The 17,950-nt window shown below is 64.8% G+C and carries 18 protein-coding genes; 7 read left to right on the plus strand and 11 right to left on the minus strand.

Translation table 11 applies throughout. The features are described 5' to 3' along the window. Positions 1-256: 256 nt before the first annotated feature. A complete protein-coding gene (gene pbpG, locus M0534_RS06010) occupies positions 257-1,195 on the minus strand; it encodes a D-alanyl-D-alanine endopeptidase (RefSeq protein WP_248567518.1) in 939 nt (312 codons plus the stop codon). A 182-nt stretch (positions 1,196-1,377) separates the two neighbouring features. On the opposite strand from pbpG, the gene M0534_RS06015 reads away from it, so the two are divergent. Beyond that, a complete protein-coding gene (locus M0534_RS06015) occupies positions 1,378-2,049 on the plus strand; it encodes an SDR family oxidoreductase (protein WP_248567519.1) in 672 nt (223 codons plus the stop codon). A 163-nt stretch (positions 2,050-2,212) separates the two neighbouring features. On the opposite strand, the gene M0534_RS06020 is transcribed toward M0534_RS06015, so the two are convergent. The 6 genes from M0534_RS06020 to M0534_RS06045 all read right to left on the minus strand — a co-directional run bounded on the left by M0534_RS06020 (position 2,213) and on the right by M0534_RS06045 (position 6,066). Then, positions 2,213-2,914 (minus strand): FKBP-type peptidyl-prolyl cis-trans isomerase, encoded by a 702-nt coding sequence (locus M0534_RS06020; protein WP_248567520.1) that lies wholly within the window; start codon positions 2,912-2,914, stop codon positions 2,213-2,215. A 56-nt stretch (positions 2,915-2,970) separates the two neighbouring features. After that, positions 2,971-3,225, minus strand: coding sequence for a hypothetical protein (locus tag M0534_RS06025; protein ID WP_248567521.1), 255 nt, complete (start codon positions 3,223-3,225; stop codon positions 2,971-2,973). Between the two features lie 391 nt (positions 3,226-3,616). Continuing rightward, positions 3,617-4,741: a M48 family metallopeptidase gene (locus tag M0534_RS06030; protein WP_248567522.1), complete on the minus strand. Its 1,125-nt coding sequence runs from the start codon at positions 4,739-4,741 to the stop codon at positions 3,617-3,619. A gap of 5 nt (positions 4,742-4,746) precedes the next feature. Beyond that, the gene (locus M0534_RS06035) at positions 4,747-5,334 is read right to left on the minus strand and encodes a LemA family protein (protein ID WP_248567523.1); all 588 of its coding nucleotides are present in this window, start codon (positions 5,332-5,334) and stop codon (positions 4,747-4,749) included. 69 nt (positions 5,335-5,403) lie between these two features. Next, positions 5,404-5,706 carry a hypothetical protein gene (locus M0534_RS06040; protein ID WP_248567524.1) on the minus strand — a complete coding sequence of 101 codons (303 nt, stop codon included), beginning with the start codon at positions 5,704-5,706 and terminating at the stop codon, positions 5,404-5,406. A 15-nt stretch (positions 5,707-5,721) separates the two neighbouring features. Next, positions 5,722-6,066, minus strand: a complete 345-nt coding sequence (locus tag M0534_RS06045) for a DUF4124 domain-containing protein (RefSeq protein WP_248567525.1) — start codon at positions 6,064-6,066, stop codon at positions 5,722-5,724. 136 nt (positions 6,067-6,202) lie between these two features. On the opposite strand from M0534_RS06045, the gene M0534_RS06050 reads away from it, so the two are divergent. Both M0534_RS06050 and M0534_RS06055 read left to right on the plus strand, forming a co-directional pair. Then, the gene (locus tag M0534_RS06050) at positions 6,203-7,135 is read left to right on the plus strand and encodes a cobyrinic acid a,c-diamide synthase (protein ID WP_248567526.1); all 933 of its coding nucleotides are present in this window, start codon (positions 6,203-6,205) and stop codon (positions 7,133-7,135) included. Between the two features lie 2 nt (positions 7,136-7,137). Continuing rightward, complete coding sequence (locus M0534_RS06055) at positions 7,138-8,328, plus strand: toxic anion resistance protein (RefSeq protein ID WP_248567527.1); 1,191 nt, start codon at positions 7,138-7,140, stop codon at positions 8,326-8,328. Between the two features lie 100 nt (positions 8,329-8,428). Here M0534_RS06055 and M0534_RS06060 read toward each other — a convergent pair whose 3' ends face one another. Further along, on the minus strand, positions 8,429-9,151 hold the full coding sequence (locus tag M0534_RS06060) for a phosphoadenylyl-sulfate reductase (protein ID WP_248567528.1): 723 nt from the start codon (positions 9,149-9,151) through the stop codon (positions 8,429-8,431). 222 nt (positions 9,152-9,373) lie between these two features. On the opposite strand from M0534_RS06060, the gene hemH reads away from it, so the two are divergent. Next, entirely contained in the window at positions 9,374-10,474 is a 1,101-nt protein-coding gene (gene hemH, locus M0534_RS06065; RefSeq protein ID WP_248567529.1) for a ferrochelatase, read from the plus strand. Between the two features lie 92 nt (positions 10,475-10,566). Then, positions 10,567-10,848, plus strand: coding sequence for a peptidylprolyl isomerase (locus tag M0534_RS06070; RefSeq protein ID WP_248567530.1), 282 nt, complete (start codon positions 10,567-10,569; stop codon positions 10,846-10,848). Positions 10,849-11,321: 473 nt separating this feature from the next. Here M0534_RS06070 and M0534_RS06075 read toward each other — a convergent pair whose 3' ends face one another. From M0534_RS06075 to lexA, 3 genes are read right to left on the minus strand one after another with little or no spacing between them, the layout of a single operon-like run. Continuing rightward, positions 11,322-12,752, minus strand: coding sequence for a Y-family DNA polymerase (locus M0534_RS06075; protein ID WP_248567531.1), 1,431 nt, complete (start codon positions 12,750-12,752; stop codon positions 11,322-11,324). A gap of 20 nt (positions 12,753-12,772) precedes the next feature. Next, positions 12,773-13,582 (minus strand): translesion DNA synthesis-associated protein ImuA, encoded by an 810-nt coding sequence (imuA, locus tag M0534_RS06080; RefSeq protein ID WP_248567532.1) that lies wholly within the window; start codon positions 13,580-13,582, stop codon positions 12,773-12,775. A gap of 38 nt (positions 13,583-13,620) precedes the next feature. Then, complete coding sequence (lexA, locus tag M0534_RS06085; RefSeq protein WP_248567533.1) at positions 13,621-14,244, minus strand: transcriptional repressor LexA; 624 nt, start codon at positions 14,242-14,244, stop codon at positions 13,621-13,623. Between the two features lie 204 nt (positions 14,245-14,448). Between lexA and relA the strand changes: the two genes are divergently transcribed. Then, on the plus strand, positions 14,449-16,650 hold the full coding sequence (gene relA, locus M0534_RS06090; protein ID WP_248567534.1) for a GTP diphosphokinase: 2,202 nt from the start codon (positions 14,449-14,451) through the stop codon (positions 16,648-16,650). Between the two features lie 132 nt (positions 16,651-16,782). Then, positions 16,783-17,925 carry a glutamine-hydrolyzing carbamoyl-phosphate synthase small subunit gene (carA, locus tag M0534_RS06095; RefSeq protein ID WP_248567535.1) on the plus strand — a complete coding sequence of 381 codons (1,143 nt, stop codon included), beginning with the start codon at positions 16,783-16,785 and terminating at the stop codon, positions 17,923-17,925. Positions 17,926-17,950: the final 25 nt, after the last annotated feature.

Below are 17,950 nucleotides of genomic sequence, written 5' to 3' on the forward strand. Positions count from 1 at the left end.
CAGCGAATGCACGCGGTGTGATCCGTTACCATGGCGCCAGCGCGCGCTCGGTCACCGCCGCCGCCAATACCCATCCCGGCCCTGGTTTGTTCGAACACCTTCCTTGTCCGAAAACCTTTGTTCGCCCGCCAACAGATCACACTGCGTGGGTCCGCTTCGCTTGACCCACCCTACGCCTCTACCGAACCGCCACCGCGGCTTGCCAGATGACCAAAACGGGTCTCGGGCGCAGGCGCGCGAATAAAGCAGCGTTTGCTTAAAGGGAATCCTTGAATTCGGCGCTGCTGACGATGCTGCGTTCGCGGATGCTGGCGGTGCGTGACCGCTCGTAATCCAGGGCGGCGCCAGCGACGCTGCCACGCTCGCCAGTACGCAGCCATTGCCTGGCCCGTGATGCATCTCCCAGCGGGGTGCGTGAGCCGAACGAGTCGAGAAACACCATGGCAGTGGGTTCGCCATCGATATTGGCCACCATCACCAGGCAGCGGCCGGCTTCATTGATGTAACCGGTCTTGCTCAGGGTGACGCCCCAACTGCCGGCATGCACCAGGGCGTTGGTGTTGCCGTACTGCAGGTCGTACCGCGGCGAGCGGAAACGGGCCTGGAACCCTGGTGTCGTCGAATATTCACGGATGGTCGGGTATTTGTGCGCCGCTCGCACCATGGCCAGCAGGTCGGCGGCCGAGGCAATGTTTTCCTCGGACAGGCCGTGGGGGTCGACGAAGCGGCTGCTGTGCATGCCCAGTTCCGCGGCCTTCTCGTTCATTGCCGCGACGAAGGCATGGCGACCGCCGGGGTGGTGCATGGCCAACACGTCCGAGGCCAGGTTTTCCGAGGACATCAGCGCGATGCGCAGCAAGTCCCCGCGGGTCAGCTCGGAGCCGATACGCATCCTCGAATAGGCATTGCGGTTGACCGCGTAGTCGCGCTCGCGAATGGTCAACCATTCATCCAGCGGCTCGCCGCTGTCGAGCACGACCATGGCCATCATCAGCTTGGTGATCGACGCAATCGGTACGACCCGGTTGGCATGTTTGCCGAAGCGTATGCCATCGCCATTCAACGGGCCGACCGCCGCGTTCACCGACGCCAGGTTCGGCCCGCGGTCGCCGGCATTCGCGGCGTGAGGCGTGCTGCTGAAGAAAAGGAGCAGCGCGAGTGCGCTGGCGAGGCAGAATCGGACCGGTCTCGACATGGCAGAATTCCGTTCAGGACCGGTTTGGCAGTGCAGCCATCCGGCCGTTTTTTGTCTGCACCGATTACTTCATACTCCGGGGCGGCATTCAAGCCCTTTGCGTCACAAGTCCGCGTCCTGGTTTGTGACCAGAAAACGGCTGCGGCTGCCGCCTTACAAGTCATCAGCAGGGGAGGCGATTCATGCAACGCATCGTGATTACCGGCGCAAACCGCGGCATCGGACTGGAACTGGTGCGCCAACTGCAGGCGAGAGGTGATGAGGTGATTGCCTGCTGTCGTCGGCGCAGCACCGAACTCGAAGCCACCGGTGCGCGGATCGAGGACGGGCTGGACGTCGCCGATCCCGGCTCCATCCGCGGGCTGCGCCGGCGGCTTGATGGACAGAAGGTGGACATGCTGCTGAATGTGGCAGGCATCATGCGGCTGCAGCAGTTCGGCGCAATCGACGATCAGGCGCTGGAGGCCATGCGCGAGCAGTACGATGTCAATGCGCTGGGCCCCCTGCTGATGACGCAGGCGCTGGCGGACCTGATGCCTGACGGTGCCAAGGTCGGTATCGTCACCAGCCGCATGGGCTCGATTGCCGACAACACCTCGGGTGGAAGTTACGGCTACCGGATGTCCAAGGTCGCCGTGAACATGGCCGGCGCCTCACTGGCGCATGATCTGCGGGACCGCGGTATCGCCGTCGCCGTTCTGCACCCGGGCTTTGTTCGCACCGACATGACCGAGGGGCGCGGCATGATAGATCCGCCCGAGTCGGCGGCGGGCCTGATCGCGCGGATGGACGAGTTGACCATGGAGAGTTCCGGCGGCTTCTGGCACACCAACGGCGAACGGCTGCCGTGGTAAGGCCGTCGCGGCCACCGGCCGGCGGTGCGGCATGAACACCATTACCCTCTGGGGCCTGACATTGCCCGGCTGGGCACCCTATCTGCTGGTGTTCGCCGTCGCCGTCGGCATCCTGTTCGCCCTCGCCTGCAGCAGTCGCCACTGAGCGGGCGCCTGCCCAGCATTACTTCACGTCGATCAGTTCGACTTCGAAGATCAGCGTGGCGCCGCCGGGAATGGTCGGCGGCGAACCGCGCTCGCCGTAGCCAAGCTCGGCAGGGATCACCAGTTCGATGCGGCCTCCCGGGGCAATCAGCTGCAGACCTTCTGTCCAGCCGGCAATGACCCGGTTCAACGGGAAGGTGGCCGTTTCGCCACGCTGGTGGGAGGAGTCGAACACGTCGCCGTTGGTCAGGCGCCCCTCGTAGTGCACCTCGACGGTGTCTCTTGAGCCCGGCTTGTCACCTTCCCCTTCCTCGAGAATGCGATAGGCAAGACCGCTGTCGGTGACTTCGCCGCCATCGGCGATATACGCTTCGATGTAGGCCTGTTGTTCCGCATGCTGGTCGGCGTTTTCGGCGCTGGTCGCGGCCTGGCGCTCCTGAACGAAGGCACTGATCAACTGCTGCTGGGTATCCGCATCCACCTGCGGTTCGGCGCCCCGTACCTGGTCACGGGCCCCGGCCAGCACATACTCCATTTCCGAATCGCTGAGTTCCAGCTCGGCCAGCTGCCGGCCAAGGATCTGGCCCAGGCTGTATAGGGCCCGGTCCTCATCCGACGTCAGGCTGACGTCGCCGTCAGCGGTGGCGTTGTCTCCGGTACAGGCGGCCACGGTGGCCAGGCTGCCGGCCAGCAGCAGGGCGAGCGGAAAACGTACTGACATGGTCATGGGCTCCAGACACGGGAAAGTCCGGAGCATAGCGCAAGCGGCATCCGCGGTCAGTCCTTGCCGAGTGTTTCCAGCGCGCGGTCCAGATCCCGTTCGGCATCACTAACGTTGTCGCTTGCCAAGTGCTGCTCGGCCTGCATATGCAGAGTGCGCACTTCCTGCGCTTCCAGCGGCGTCAGGCGCGCCAGTACCTCACGGTCGTCCAATGCGTCCTCGACCGTGGCCAGCTTCGTTTCGGCGTCGACCTCGGCCTGGACCAGCAGCGGCAGGCTCAGCAGCAGGGCAAAAATCAGCGTGCGTAACATCGGCAACCTCCGGTGTCGGCTAATCATGTGGTGGTCTCGACTACGAGCCTTGCCACGAGTTCCTTGTCGCTGATCCGGTCGGGGCGACAGGAATTCCACTACGGAAACGCTGTAAACCCTTCCCTGGGCGCTCGACGGCCGCGTCCATGCGGCCGACGTTCCTCCGTGTAATGCCTGTCACCCCGACCTGGCGGTGGACCGAGCCTAAGGCGTTAATGCGATCGCAGATGCCACCACACGCATGCCTGGGGCGGGAGACGTCGTTGCGGGATGTCGGCCGCAGGGATGCGGCCGTCAAGCCCGCATGGATGCGTTTACGGCGGTCCCGTCACGGTGTCTCCCGTCCTCAGGCTCGGAGCCTCGGTATCTATGGTCTGCTCCGGGTTGGCGGCTAGCCGGACAATCCTGCGCGGGCCTGTTTCATCATGTCGCGCCGTGACATGCGCCAGACCGGGTCCGTTTCCGGGTCGAAGGCCGGATCCAGGGCCTGGATCCGGCGCACCAGTGGCGGGTGCGTCGCTGTCAGGCCGGCGGCCTTCAGGGAGATGCCGTCGGCGAACAGCATGTGGCGCACCTCCTCGCCATGCGGATTGCCGAGACGCTCGCCGCGCTGGAGCGCGCCAATCTTCTTCAGGGCACGCGCCAGGGCTTCCGGATTGCGGGTGAACTGGGCGCCGGTGGCATCCGCAAGGTATTCCCGCCTCCGCGAGACCCCGGCCTGGAGCAGACGGCCCGCGAAAACGCCCAGGCCGCCGAGGACGATCAGGGCCAGGCCGATCGCTATGCCCGCCATCGCCTCACGCTGGTCGCGGTTGCCGCGCAGCATCGTCGCCCGCATGGCCATGCGGCCGGCCACGTACAGCGCCACGAGGCCGAAGATCATTGCCATCATGCGCAGGTTCAGTCGCATGTCGCCATTGGCGATGTGGGCGAATTCGTGCGCCACCACACCGGTCAGTTCATCCCGGTCCAGCGAGGCCAGGGCGCCGTGGGTCATGCCGATGGCGGCCGTCTCCGGACGCAGGCCGGCGGCGAAGGCATTGATGCCCTGTTCATGCTTGATCACGAACACCCGCGGCATCGGCAGATTGGCGGCGATGGCCATCTCCTCGACCACGTTGAAATAACGCCGATGGCTGGGGTTGCTGCTGTCCCGGGTGACCTCCTTGCCGCCCAGGGAACGCGCCACATTGGCGCCATCCGCCCCCAGCATCATGCTGCGGATGCCGGCGGCGAGCAGGATGACGCCGAACACCGCAAGCCCGGCAATGATCGCAATCTCCAGATCCATGGCCTGCAGCATGCCGGCGGCCGAGGTCGAATCGGTGGCGGGTGCCGGGGTCTGCTGCTGTGGCCCGGCCGCACCGGTCTCGGCGGCAAGCATCACGCCGGCGAGGACCCCGATTGCCGCAGCGATCAGGACCGTGATCGCCAGGAAGGCGGCCACCAGCAGCATGGTCTGCCGCCGGGCGCGTCGCTGATGCTCCGCGAAATTGAAGCTGGCCGGTCGACTCATGGCGGTCAGAAGCTGACCTGCGGTGCCTGCTGGATCGCTTCGCGATCCTCGAACTCGAGCATGGTGGCCGGCTGGAAGCCGAACATGCCGGCGATAATGTTGGAGGGCACCGTCTGCACCGCGTTGTTGTAGGTCATGGCGCCGTCATTGTAGGCCTGCCGGGCATAGGCGACCCGGTTCTCGGTGGCGGTCAGCTCTTCCTGCAGGCTCTGGAAGTTTTCACTGGCCTTCAGATCCGGATACGCCTCGGAGAGCGCGAACAACCGGCCCAACACGCCGCCAAGACTGCCCTCGGCGCGCGCCAGCTCAGCCATCGCACCGGCTTCGCCGGCCTGGCCGCTGGCCTGCTGGCGGGCGCTTTCCGCCTGGTTCCGGGCCTCGATCACCGCGGTAAGCGTCTCACGCTCGTGGGTCATGTAGCCGCGGACGGATTCCACCAGGTTGGGAATCAGGTCATGCCGCCGCTTGAGCTGTACGTCGATCTGGGCAAAGGCGTTTTTGTAGGCATTGCGCAGCCGCACCAACCGGTTGTAGAGCATGGCCACGAAGGCGCCCAGTCCGATCAGGACGACCAGTATGATGATCAGTTCCATCGTTCAATCACTCCAGTGATCCAGTGTTTGTCCTGTTGCACGTATGCTGCGGGATGCGGAGTGCGGTTGTCAGTCGTCGTCGCCGAGGCTGGGGTCCCAGCCTGCAGCCCTGGCTCGTTCGATGGCTTGCCGATGAATCCGTTCATGGCGCTCCCGGATCGGCTCGGGCAGGTTGCCGACACGAAACCCGTAGCTTCGCCATTGTTCGTGGACCTGGTCCTGCAGCGCATTCAGCCGATCGAGATCCCAGCCTTCGCCGGTCTCGGTCTCCGGAATCAATTCAAAGATCCAGGCATCCTTGATGATCTGGCCGAGCATGGTCATGCCGCCATGCTGATCGTGGTGAATACCCATGTAGGTTCGCTTCTTCATACGATCCGGTCCTGATTAGCTCCTGCACCATTCGCTGATTCCGTCACGCGCTACCTGCTTGGCGGCGCGCCAGTCCTGCTCGTTGCCATCGATGTCGTCCAGTTCCAGCAGTTGTTCCAGCGCTCCCTGGAAATCGCGGCAACGGATTTCGCGGACGCGTTCCGAGGGCGCAGCGCTGCGGCTGACAGCCGATCCCGGGACCTCCAGCGTGCGGAACGATACACCGTCTGGTGGTCGCTCGTCGCTGTAATGCCGGTTGCCGCGGTCATCGGTCCAGATATAGACCGTGGTGGCCATGGCCAGTGATACCTGCAGCAGCAGGCCTGACGTCAGCAGGGCAAGGAGAATGCGGATCGTCATCGTGCTGCAACGCGTGACCGATTGATGATTTATCGTATCGTGTCGGACAGTAGCTAAGGAAACGCTGATCTATTCGGGCGCAGACGCGCGAATAGATCAGCGTTTCCCTAAACACGGGTTGTGTGGGCGTGACGCGATGCTGAATTTTCTGCAGGGGTTTTCCTATGGACTGTTCCTGTCCTGCATCCCGTGGTTCATCATCGGGCTGCTGAACCCCCGGCTTGCCGTGCCGACCCTGGAGCCCTCGCGCTGGCAAGTGGTGCTGCGCTACTGGTTGCTGTTGCCGGGCGCCGCGTTCCTGCTCTGGCTGACTTCGCTTTGGGGCGGTTTCGGGCCGACCCTGGGCGGTTGGCTTGCCGGCCTCGCGGCGGTAGCGGTGGCCTTGCCGGTGGAGCGCTGGTGGCACCGCTGGCGGGCGCGCCGTGCCGAACGCCGTCGGCAGGCTGCCGCGGCAGCGGCCGACCGTGCCGAATCGGAACGTGGTGTCGCGCGCCTGAATCCGGATGCGCCACCGGCCGATGCGGATGATCTGGTCAAGGCGCTGTGTCGTGCCAAGGGTGTCCTGCTGGCGGCGGAATGCCGGCAGCACGCCGGCCAGGCGGACCGGCTCTACAGTCGTTACCGGCGGCTGCAAGGCTTGCTGGATCGCCGGTTTGGCGAGGGTGAGCTGGCCGCGCAGCGTGGCCATGCGGTGGTTCGGGAAGTGGTGGCCGCGGCCACCGAGCGGCTGCAGGCGATTGCGGCCCAGGCCGAGGGGCTTGCCAGCCTCGATGAGGCCTATGCCCGGCGCCGGCTGGATGCTGCCGAGGATGTCGATCAGACCGAGATTGCAGCCCTGCAGCGCCGGCTGCAGTTGATTGCGGAAACCCGGGCGCGGCTTGATCGAATGGCCTCGCAGAACGAAACCGCGTTGACCGCTCTCGATGAACTCGCCATCGCCTTGGCTCGCCTTGATACCTCGAAACCGCGGCATGCGGTATCCACCGAGCAGGCCTTGCTCGAATTACAGCGGTTTCTGGACCGCACCGATGACTACACGCATTCCGCCCGGCGTGCAGAGGGACAGTGATCATGAGCAAGGATCGGAACCAGTCACCCCCGGACAATCGGCCACTGGCGCTGGAGGTGCCGGATGCCGCCGATGCCCCGGCGGCAGGCGACGAGACGATTTCCGACCCCGAGCTGGAGGCGCGGGCACGGGCCTTCGTTGACGAAATCCTCCGTGGTGTCGATACCCATGCCGGGGCCCGGCAGCGAATCGACGGCATGGGCATCGAGGTCCAGCGGCAGGCAGCCTACCGCAGCGACATGTTGCGCGCACCGATACGCCAGCTGGCCGGCCAGGGCAGTGATCAGGGACCGGTGTCGGATGGGCTGAACACCTTGCGCCAGCAGATGACGCGCCTGGATCCCGCGCGGCAGGCGCCGCAGGGCGGACCGCTGGCACGTCTGCTGGCGCGGATTCCGGGTGTCCCCAGTCCCTTGCAGCGCTATTTCCGGCGTTTCGAAACCGCCCAGGACGCGCTGGATGCGGTGATCCGGGACCTGGAATCGGGTGCGGAACGGCTGCAACGGGATAATCTGACGCTGGCCGATGATCAGCAGGCGTTTCGCAGCATCGGCTCCGACCTGGAGGAACAGATCCGCCTGGGGCGGCTGATCGATGGCCAGCTGGTCGAGGCATCCGATGACGAAGCCGTTGCGCCGGACCAGCGGCGGTTCATTCGCGAGGAATTGCTGTTTCCCTTGCGGCAGCGGATTACCGATCTGCAGCAACAACTGGCAGTGACCCAGCAGGGTGTGCTCGCGCTGGAAGTCCTGATTCGCAATAACCGGGAACTTGTCCGCGGCGTCGAGCGCGCCATCAATGTCACCACGTCGGCGTTGAATGTCGCCGTTACGGTTGCGCTGGCGCTGGCCAACCAGCGCCTGGTGCTGGAGCGGGTGGACGCGGTCAACAGGACCACGTCGGATCTGATTTCCGGCACTGCCACGGCGCTGAAACAGCAGGGTGCGGAGATCCAGAATCGTGCCGGCAGCGCCACGCTGGACATGGAACAACTGGAGCAGTCGTTCCGCCAGGTGCTGGATGCGATCGAGGATGTGTCACGTTACCGGGAGGAGGCACTGCCGGTGTTGGCGCAGCAGATCCAGCGCATGGACGCCATGGCGCGGGAGGGCCAGGCGGCCATCCACCGGCTGGATGAGGGGAGTGCCGCCAATCGCGAAACCCGATCCGGCGAGGACGATTCCGCCCATTGACGGCAATGAGCGGAGCGGCGACACGGTCCGCCTAGGGAAACGCTGACCAGATGACCACAACCGGTCTCGGGCGCAGGCGCGGGAATAATTCAGCGGTTCCCTAAAGGTGCAGGCCGCACTCCGTCTTCGGCTTGCCCTGCCAGCGGCCGCTACGTCCCTCGCCCTTGACGGTGCAGTGCGAGCATCCGATGGAGTGATAGCCCTCGGACACCAGCGGGTGGAACGGCAGGTCGTGTTCGCGGATGTAGGCGTCCCGTTCCTCGCGGGTCACGTCGATCATCGGGTTGAACTTGATGATGCCGCGTCGCTCCTCGAAAACGTCCAGTTCGGCCCGGTGGTCGGTCTGCCAGCGCATCAGGCTAGAGGTCCAGACGTGGTAGTCGCCCTTGACCTCTTCCAGCGGTTGCACCTTGTTTACCGAGCAGCACAGATCCGGGTCGGACTCGTAGAGCTTCTGCCCCTTGGCGAAGCGGAAATGGTGCGAATCCGGACGGATATCCTCGACGGTCAGGCCGAACAGTTTCGCCAGATAATCCCGGTATTCCAGGGTCTCGCGGAAATGAAATCCGGTATTGATGAAGTGGATCACCTGTTCCGGCCGAATCCGCGAAATGATGTGCAGGAAGTAGGCCGATGTCGCCGCGAACGACGAGGTCACCAGCACCTTGTCGGGGTCAAAGTCCTGGTACACGCGCCGGATGCGCGCCTCGAAGTCCAGTGGCGCATATTCCGCGTTGAGGTCGGCTATGGCCTCCGCGGTGAGTCCGGCGGAATTGGTCACCGGCTCGGCTTCTTCGGTTACCGTCTGCAGCGTGCTTTGCATCGTTCCGGGTATCGCTGATGGCTTCTCTGAGACAGGCAAGGATACGGATTAACTCGGCAGGAAAAAGGAATATGTAATTGTATGGATATGCTGCGGCGGCATAATCAGCCCGCCGCCGGGCCGACTGGCGTATCGGTTGACGACCGGAACCCGATTCGGCAGATGCTGTCTCGGGAAGGGCATCGCCCACGCCATCCCATCATTGAAAGGAGTCTCGGTACTATGCGGTATTCCGCAAAGCAAGGATTCACGCATGAGGATACGCCCCGGCTTGGCGTGCTGATTGCCAACCTGGGGACGCCGGACGCGCCCACGCCGAAGGCCTTGCGTCGCTATCTGGGTGAGTTTCTCAGCGACCCTCGGGTGATCGAGGTGCCGCGGATCCTGTGGCGGATCATCCTGCACGGTATCGTGTTGCGCACGCGGCCGGCGAAGTCCGCCAAGGCGTATCAGGAAGTCTGGACCGAGGACGGCTCGCCGTTGCTGCAGATTGCCAGGGCACAGACGCGCGGCATTGCGGAACGGCTAGCAAAGCGGGTCAGTGGGCCGATTGCCGTCGAGCTGGGTATGCGCTACGGCAATCCGTCGATCGCCTCGGCACTGGAGTCGCTGCGCGACCAGGGCGCCGAGCGGCTGATTATGCTGCCGCTGTACCCGCAATATTCCGGTTCGACCACGGCATCGACCTTCGACGCCCTGGCGGACACCATGAAGGGTTGGCGCTGGGTGCCGGAGTTGCGGATCATCAACCAGTATGCGGACGACGAGGCCTATATTGCGGCGCTGGCCAACTCGATTCGCGAGCATTGGGAGCAGCGCGGCCGCGGTGAAAAGCTGCTGTTCTCGTTTCACGGCACACCACGCCGCTACCTGTTGAATGGTGACCCGTACCACTGCCAGTGCCACAAAACGGCGCGGCTGGTGGCTGAAAAGCTGGAGCTTTCCGCCGACAGTTGGCAGGTGTCATTCCAGTCGCGTTTCGGCCGTGAGGTCTGGCTGCAGCCCTACACCGACGAGACGGTGATGGCGCTGGGCAAGCAGGGGCTGAAGACCTTGGACGTGATCTGCCCGGGTTTTTCGGCAGACTGCCTGGAGACAATCGAGGAAATCGAGGGCGAGAATGCCGAATACTTCGAGGAATCCGGCGGCAAGGAGCTACGCTACATCCCGGCGCTGAATGCGCGGGGCGATCATCTCGACATGCTGACCAACCTGATCCTCGATCACGCCCAGGGCTGGCCGGAAACCGGCTCGCGCACCCGCGGCGTTCGTGATGAGGCTGCCACCGGTCGGCGCGCACGCGAGATGGGCGCCGAGGCCTGAGCAAGTGGTTCCCGGGTTCCGCTTTGTCGAAAGCTCCAGTTAGACTGGCGCGCTTTAGGAAACACTGATGCACACAGCAGCGAGGGCATGACATGGCGAAGGCAAGCGCACGACACATTCTGGTGGCTGATGAGGCCCTGTGTCAGGAACTGAAGACCCGTATCCAGAATGGCGAAGGGTTCTCCACCCTGGCGCAGGAATATTCCAGTTGCCCCTCGGGGCGCGCTGGCGGTGATCTGGGAAGCTTTGGCCCGGGTCAGATGGTGCGGGAATTCGACGAGGTTGTGTTCTCGGCGCCGCTGAACCAGGTCCAGGGTCCGGTGAAGACCCAGTTTGGCTATCATCTGCTGGAAGTCACCGAGCGCAGCGACTGAAGGCTTAGGGAAACACTGATTTATTCGCACGCCTGCGTTGGAGTCCGCATTTTTCTCCGAGGCAAGGCGCGGTGCGCCGCGTGAGGGTGATTCCCTCGTCCAGCGCCGCAACGCCGCAGGGCAGTGAATCCGGCGGTCACCCGCGGGGCTCGGGCCGTTCTTCCGCCTGGCGGTGTCGCAGGCCACCCCGGGTAGCACCACTACCCAAGGTGACCTGCTCCTGGCCAGCCGCAAGAACGGCACACGAGCGCGGCAGCGTGCGACGGTGCATGCTTGCCTCTGGTCGGGCCGGTTTTGGCCCCTGGCTGTGTTGCGCTACCGGCCCGGTAGCTACGGCTACCGAACCGGCACCGCGCCTTGCCAGATGCCCAAAACCGGTCTCGGGCGCAGATGCGGGAATAAATCAGCGTTTCCCTAGGCGGGAACCGACCAGTGTCCGCCGATCGGCGGACACTGGTCGGTTCCCGCCTGTTTCAGCCGAAGTAGCCATGCAGAAACCAGCGCCCGGGGTGTCGCCGATCCCGGAAGACCCATAGCCGGCTGCCGTCCGCAGCCTGTGCCTGATAATAGTCGCGGCTGATGTCCTGGCCGTCCCACCAGCCTCCTTCGATGCGCTCCGGTCCCTGGCAGAGCTGCAGCCGGCCACGGTGTTCGGGCAGGCCGTCGCGGCATGCCAGTGGTTTCGGCTCGGGCAACAGCCAGAGTGGTCTGTGCGGGCTGGCGGTCTGCTGTCTGTCGCCGGCGGGTGCCGGCATGTGCCAGGCCCGTTCGGGGCGGTGATCCGGAGCCGTGCCGAGACCACTGATAGCGGTGTCGCCCAGGCGCGCACCCAGACGTTCGGTCAACTGCTGCCACGACATCCGGGCGGCTTGTCCCTGCTGCAGCAAATCGGCGGGCCGTGCGGCCAGTGGCAGCAGATGCCGGGCCTCCAGGATCAGGCCGGTCACCGGGGCCTTTAGCGGCGTGCGCTGCAGCCGCTCGTTTGCCACGGCAAGCAGGCGTTCAACATCACGACTCGGGTCCTGCAGACCAAGCAGCAGCAGGGTTGCGGCATGATCTTCGTGCTGCAATTGCAGGTGCACCCGCTGCACGCCGGCCTGCAGGCTGATCAGCAATGCCCGCAGATCCTGCAGCAGACGTTGCAGGGCGAAGAGCACGGCGGTGCTGTCATGCGCGGCTGCCGGCAGGGCCAGTTCGCCGTGAAAAACCGGTCGTGGGCGGTGACTCGGGCGCGGGTCCGGCCGTTCGCCCAGGGCGCGTTGCAGTTGCTCACTCAGTGTTCCGCCCAGCCGTCGGCCCAGTTCCGCAGACGGCAGTCGCAGGCAGTCACCCAGGGTTTGCAGCCCCAGTCCGCTCAATGCCCTGGTCTGCTCGGGCGTGAGTTCCAGTACCTGGATGGGCAATGCGGCCAGTTGTTCTGCCAGTGCGGCACGTTGTGTCAGCAGGGTGCCGCCCCCGGCCCGGCAGAACAGACCGGCCGCGGCGGCGGTGGGTGCGACTGCGGTTTGCCAGTGCAGCCCAAGTTGCTGCAAATGCGCATTCAGCTGCTGCTGCAGGCCGGTCATGCCACCGAACAGTCGCAAGCTGCCGCCGATCTCCAGCACCAGTTCCAGGGGCGGTTGACGGCTGACCCAGCCGCTGAACTGCAACAGACCGTCGGCCAGCCGGCGCAGACTGTCCTGTTCCAGATGCGGTTTGCGTTGCACCAGTTGCAGCTCCGGGCACAGGCTGCGTGCCTGGGCCGGGCGCATGCCGGGGCATACGCCTTCGGCGGCGGCCGTGCGACTGACGGCGAGCAGGCGCTGTCCGTCGATTACCGCCATCAGGGGCTCGTCGGCACAGCCGCGGCGGAACACGTCCAGCGGCAGCTCGGGAAAGCGCAGTGCCTGCCAGAGCAGGGCCATGACAACACGCCGGCAGCCAGTCAGTGCATATGGTCCAACTGCCGTTCGCCATCCAGCGGCAATTGCAACTGCGGTACACGGCTGTGCGTGCCGCGGGGTTGCGGATACAGTGGCCGGACGATCGCCTTGCGGGCTGGTGTCGCCTCCGGCGCCGGCCCCCGCCGGCGAACAGCAGACGCTGTGCGGGATACCGGCAGGGCCCGCACCCGGGGAGTGCCCAGGTCAAGTTGCAGCGATTGTGGGCCCACGCTGCCGCGGCACTTGATCAGGTCCAGCTGGTTCCCGCCATCCGTCTCGCGTCGCAGCCGGACCCGCAGGGTGGCCGGGGAGGGTTGCGCCGCATCGGCCTCGCTGCGGAACAAAAAGCCCATGCAGTCACCGGTTTCGGCCGCCAGTTGCAGTCGGCGCAGGGCGCTCGCATCCGCCTGGCCGGGCCAGCAGATCACCGCGGCGCAGGTGCCTGCCCGCAAGGCCTGTTCCACGGCCCACAGGATGTCGACATGGCGCTGCGGGCGGACCAGCAGGACCCGGGACAAATCAATGCCGCGTGCCGCCAGTGCCGGCGCATAGGGGATATGCGGCGGCGCAATCAGTGCAATCCAGCGGTTGTTCCGGCTCAGACGGGCCAGCGCCGGCATCAGCAACTGCAGTTCGCCAATGCCCTGTTGTGCATGGATCACCTCGGTCAGTGCCGCCCGGGGCCAACCGCCACCAGGCAGCCGGGTATCCAGCTCGGCAAAGCCGGTGGCGGTGGCCGCAGTGCCGGCGGGTGCCGAGGTGGCGCGCCAGATATGGGGTTCGCGTAGCAGCTCGTGCAGGGCATCAGTCATGGCGACCTCGTCGTGTTGTTCTGGTCTGCGGGAAACGATTACAACGGTGTGCCGTTGCGGATCAGGCCGACGCCCAGTCCCTCGATGTCGAGCGGGTCCCGGCGCAGATCCAGTTCCAGGGTCCGGAACTCCGGGTTCTCCGCCTGCAGCCAGACCCGGTGCCCATCGCGGCGGAAGCGCTTCACGGTGACCTCGTCCTGCAGTCGGGCGACCACGATCTGGCCGTTGCGGGCCTCGCGGGTGCGGTGCACTGCCAGCAGGTCGCCATCGAGGATGCCGGCGTCCCGCATGCTCATGCCGCGTACCGCCAGCAGGTAGTCAGCCCGGGGCGAGAACATGTCGGCGGCGGCATGACAATGTCCGCGCACGTGTTCCTCGGCCAGTATCGGGCTACCGGCCGCGACCTGACCGATAATGGGAAGACCCTGGTGGGATTCTGTCACCGGTTCCTCGTCCAGCAGGCGTATGCCGCGGGAGGAGCCCGGCGTGAGTTGCAATGCGCCCTTGCGCTCCAGGGCACGCAGGTGGCTTTCCGCCGCATTGGGTGAGCGAAACCCCAGTGCCCGGTTGATATCGGCGCGGGTCGGGGGGTAGCCGGTTTCGGTGATGAAACGCCGAATCAGGTCCAGAATTTCCTGCTGGCGTGTCGTCAGCGATTGCATGGCTGGTCTCCATCGGAGGAATGCTGAAGCGCGATGACTGTCACTATAGACAGTGTTTTTTTGTACAGCAATAGTGTTTTTCTTTCGACCGGGCGGCGTAGAATGCCGGCCGCTAGGGAAACACTGATTTATTCGCACGCCTGAGCCGTGACCGGTTCCGCTCATCCGGTGGAATGGTCTGGCGCCGTATGTATCAGGAGCAGCATGGTTAGCGTCACCGATGACCTCAGTGAATTGTTCGCCAGCGGTGAACTGACTCTGGATCGCTGGATGGAGATGATCCTGCCGCAGGCGTCGGCGGATGAGCGCCGCCCGGTGACCGTGGCCTGGGAACTGGCCCAGGTCAGTTACGGCACGACCTGTCGGGCATCCGGTGAGAGCTATTTCGAGCATGCCGTATCGGTGGCCACGATCCTGGCCGGCCTCAAGCTTGACGTGCATACCCTGGTTGCCGGCCTGCTGCACGATGCGCCAACGGTCAGCCCAAGGGTCTGGCATGCCCAGCGGGAACGCTGCGATGCCGAGGCCCTGGTAATGATCGACGGTGTCTCGCGGATGGACCTGATCAGCGAGTTGCATGAATCGCCGGGCAACGACCGCGAGGGGCAGTCCGAGGCCCTGCGCAAGCTGTTGCTGGCCATGGCCCAGGACATCCGAGTGGTGTTCATCAAGCTGGCCGAACGGCTGCATGACCTGCGTACGCTGAAAACCCTGCCCGAGCCGGTACGGCAGCGGGTAGCGCGCGAGGCGGCCGACATTTACGCGCCGCTGGCCAATCGCCTGGGTATCTGGCAGGTGAAGTGGGAGATGGAGGATCTGAGCTTTCGTTACCGGGAGCCGGAGACCTACAAGCGGGTTGCCCGCCTGCTGCGCGAGAAGCGCCAGGACCGTGAGCGTTACATCCAGACAATCACCGGCGAGTTGAAGGCGGCGCTGGAAAGCGCCGGCATCGATGCGGAGGTGCATGGCCGGCCCAAGCATATCTACAGCATCTGGAAGAAAATGCAGCGCAAGGGGCTGGGCTTCCATGAGCTGTTCGACCTGCGTGCCCTGCGCGTCCTGGTGCAGGACGTTGCCGCCTGTTACGCGACCCTGGGCGTGGTGCACAGCCTCTGGAAGCACATCCCGAAGGAATTCGACGACTACATCGCCACGCCCAAGGAAAACGACTACCAGTCATTGCACACGGCGGTGATCGGCCCCGAGGGCAAGACCGTCGAGGTGCAGATCCGCACCCACGAGATGCATGAACAGTCCGAGCTGGGTGTGGCTGCGCACTGGCGGTACAAGGAGGGCGGTGCCCGCGATGCGCGTTTCGAGCAGCGCATCACCTGGTTGCGGCAGTTGCTGGAGTCCGGCCGCGACGAGTCGGCGCCGGAGGACTTCATCGACCGCTTCAAGGCCGAGGTGTTCGAGGACCGGGTTTACGTGATCAGCCCCCGCGGCGATGTCATGGACCTGCCCCGCGGCGCGACGCCGCTGGATTTCGCCTATTACGTACACAGCGATGTCGGGCATCGCTGCCGTGGCGCCAAGGTCAACGGCCGGATGGTGCCGCTGACCACGACCCTGAAAAACGGTGATCAGGTGGAGATCCTGACCGCGCGCAACTCGGTGCCCGGACGCGACTGGCTGAACCCGGCGCGTGGGTACGTCACCACCAGCCGCGCGCGATCCCGTATCCGGACCTGGTTCCGACAACAGGATCACGAAAAAAACGTTGCAGCCGGCCGCCAGGAACTGGATCGGGAACTGCATCGCCTGGGCTTGCGCGACATCAATCTGGAGAAGCTGGCGCAACGCACCCGGTTCCCGCAGACCGAAGAGTTTCTGGCAGCGCTTGGCCGCGGCGACATCACTGGTGGCCAGATCGCCGGCCTGCTGCGCGATCAGGTGTTGCCACGGGACGAGGAGCAGCCCCGGTCACTGGAGCGCCAGGCCACCTCGGATGGCTCCGGCGACGTTTCGATCTACGGTGTCGGCAATGTGCTGACGCGCCTGGGCCGTTGTTGCCAGCCGGCACCCGGTGATCCGGTGATCGGTTTCATTACCCGGGGCCAGGGGGTGACCATCCATCGCCAGGATTGCCCGAATCTGCGCAAGGCACTGGAAACCGATAGCCACCGCCTGGTGGAGGTGAGCTGGCGAGCCGGCTCGGAGAAGAAGTATCCGGTGGATATCCAGGTGGACGCCTATGACCGGCAGGGACTGTTGCGTGACATTACCGCGATCCTGACCAACGAAAAGCTGAACGTGGTGGGCGTCAATACCAGTACCGGGCGGGACGATCACATGGCACGCATGACCCTGACTGTCGAGATCAACGATGTCGAGCAGATGAGCCGCCTGATGGAGCGTATTGCGGGGCTGCGCAATGTCGTGGATGTCCGCCGCGCGGCGAGTTGACCCGGTTTCCCCGAGGCCTGCCTTGGAGTACACTTCGCAGCGGTTTTGGGGACACTGCTCACGCCTACGGATGACTGACGGGGACTTCATCGAAGCCCCCGGATTTCGTGCGCCCGCATTCAGGAGAAGCTGTTGAACGCACCGGCTGTTCTTGCGCTTGAAGACGGAACCCTGTTCCGCGGCGAATCCATTGGCAGCGCCGGCAGCGCCAGTGGCGAGGTGGTGTTCAACACGGCGATGACCGGTTACCAGGAGATTGCCACCGATCCGTCCTACAGTCGGCAACTGGTGACCCTGACCTATCCGCATATCGGCAACACCGGCGTCAATGCCATCGACCAGGAGGCCGATCGAGTCCAGTTCGGTGGCCTGATCATTCGCGACCTGCCGGTGCGGGCCAGCAACTGGCGCAGCGAAGGCGATCTCTCGGACTATCTGCAACAGCACGGCATTGTCGCCATTGCCGGTGTCGACACCCGGCGGCTGACCCGGCTGTTGCGCGAGCAGGGTGCCCAGAGCGGCTGCATCATGGCCGGCGAGGTGGATCCGGAACAGGCGATTGCGGCCGCGTGTGCTTTCCCCGGCCTCAAGGGTATGGATCTGGCGCAGACCGTCACCACCGAGTCCAGCTACGAATGGCGCCAGGGCAGCTGGAGCCTGGCTGACGGTACCGCCGACACTGCCGAGACCGATGCCGCGGCCCTGCGCTGGCATGTCGTCGCCTGGGACTACGGTATCAAGCGCAACATCCTGCGCATGCTGGTGGATCACGGTTGCCGGGTGACCGTGGTGCCGGCGAAAACACCGGCCGCCGAGGTGCTGGCAATGCGTCCGGACGGCGTGTTCCTGTCCAACGGCCCCGGCGATCCCGAGCCCTGTGATTACGCCATTGCTGCCATACGCGAGGTGGTGGACGCCGGACTGCCCACCTTCGGCATCTGCCTGGGCCATCAGCTGCTGGGGCTGGCCAGCGGTGCGCGCAGCGTGAAAATGAAGTTCGGCCACCATGGCGCCAATCACCCGGTGGTCGATGTCGACAGCGGCCGGGTCATGATTTCCAGTCAGAACCACGGTTTTGCGGTCGACGAGGACAGCCTGCCGGCCACACTACGGACCACGCACCGTTCATTGTTCGACGGCTCCCTGCAGGGCATCCAGCGCACGGACCGGCCGGCCTTCAGTTTCCAGGGTCATCCCGAGGCGAGCCCCGGGCCGCACGATGTGCGGCCGTTGTTTGCCCGCTTCATCGAATTGATGCAGCAGCATCAGGCCTGAATCCGCCTCTGGCAGAAAGCGAGAC

The organism is Methylonatrum kenyense (genome assembly GCF_023195885.1).
Classification (GTDB): Bacteria; Pseudomonadota; Gammaproteobacteria; order Nitrococcales; family Aquisalimonadaceae; genus Methylonatrum; species Methylonatrum kenyense.

Coding starts and splice junctions, on each gene's coding strand:
- pbpG (WP_248567518.1), bottom strand. CDS start 1,195: ATGTCGAGACCGGTCCGATTCTGCCTCGCCAGCGCACTCGCGCTGCTC.
- M0534_RS06015 (WP_248567519.1), top strand. CDS start 1,378: ATGCAACGCATCGTGATTACCGGCGCAAACCGCGGCATCGGACTGGAA.
- M0534_RS06020 (WP_248567520.1), bottom strand. CDS start 2,914: ATGTCAGTACGTTTTCCGCTCGCCCTGCTGCTGGCCGGCAGCCTGGCC.
- M0534_RS06025 (WP_248567521.1), bottom strand. CDS start 3,225: ATGTTACGCACGCTGATTTTTGCCCTGCTGCTGAGCCTGCCGCTGCTG.
- M0534_RS06030 (WP_248567522.1), bottom strand. CDS start 4,741: ATGAGTCGACCGGCCAGCTTCAATTTCGCGGAGCATCAGCGACGCGCC.
- M0534_RS06035 (WP_248567523.1), bottom strand. CDS start 5,334: ATGGAACTGATCATCATACTGGTCGTCCTGATCGGACTGGGCGCCTTC.
- M0534_RS06040 (WP_248567524.1), bottom strand. CDS start 5,706: ATGAAGAAGCGAACCTACATGGGTATTCACCACGATCAGCATGGCGGC.
- M0534_RS06045 (WP_248567525.1), bottom strand. CDS start 6,066: ATGACGATCCGCATTCTCCTTGCCCTGCTGACGTCAGGCCTGCTGCTG.
- M0534_RS06050 (WP_248567526.1), top strand. CDS start 6,203: ATGCTGAATTTTCTGCAGGGGTTTTCCTATGGACTGTTCCTGTCCTGC.
- M0534_RS06055 (WP_248567527.1), top strand. CDS start 7,138: ATGAGCAAGGATCGGAACCAGTCACCCCCGGACAATCGGCCACTGGCG.
- M0534_RS06060 (WP_248567528.1), bottom strand. CDS start 9,151: ATGCAAAGCACGCTGCAGACGGTAACCGAAGAAGCCGAGCCGGTGACC.
- hemH (WP_248567529.1), top strand. CDS start 9,374: ATGCGGTATTCCGCAAAGCAAGGATTCACGCATGAGGATACGCCCCGG.
- M0534_RS06070 (WP_248567530.1), top strand. CDS start 10,567: ATGGCGAAGGCAAGCGCACGACACATTCTGGTGGCTGATGAGGCCCTG.
- M0534_RS06075 (WP_248567531.1), bottom strand. CDS start 12,752: ATGGCCCTGCTCTGGCAGGCACTGCGCTTTCCCGAGCTGCCGCTGGAC.
- imuA (WP_248567532.1), bottom strand. CDS start 13,582: ATGACTGATGCCCTGCACGAGCTGCTACGCGAACCCCATATCTGGCGC.
- lexA (WP_248567533.1), bottom strand. CDS start 14,244: ATGCAATCGCTGACGACACGCCAGCAGGAAATTCTGGACCTGATTCGG.
- relA (WP_248567534.1), top strand. CDS start 14,449: ATGGTTAGCGTCACCGATGACCTCAGTGAATTGTTCGCCAGCGGTGAA.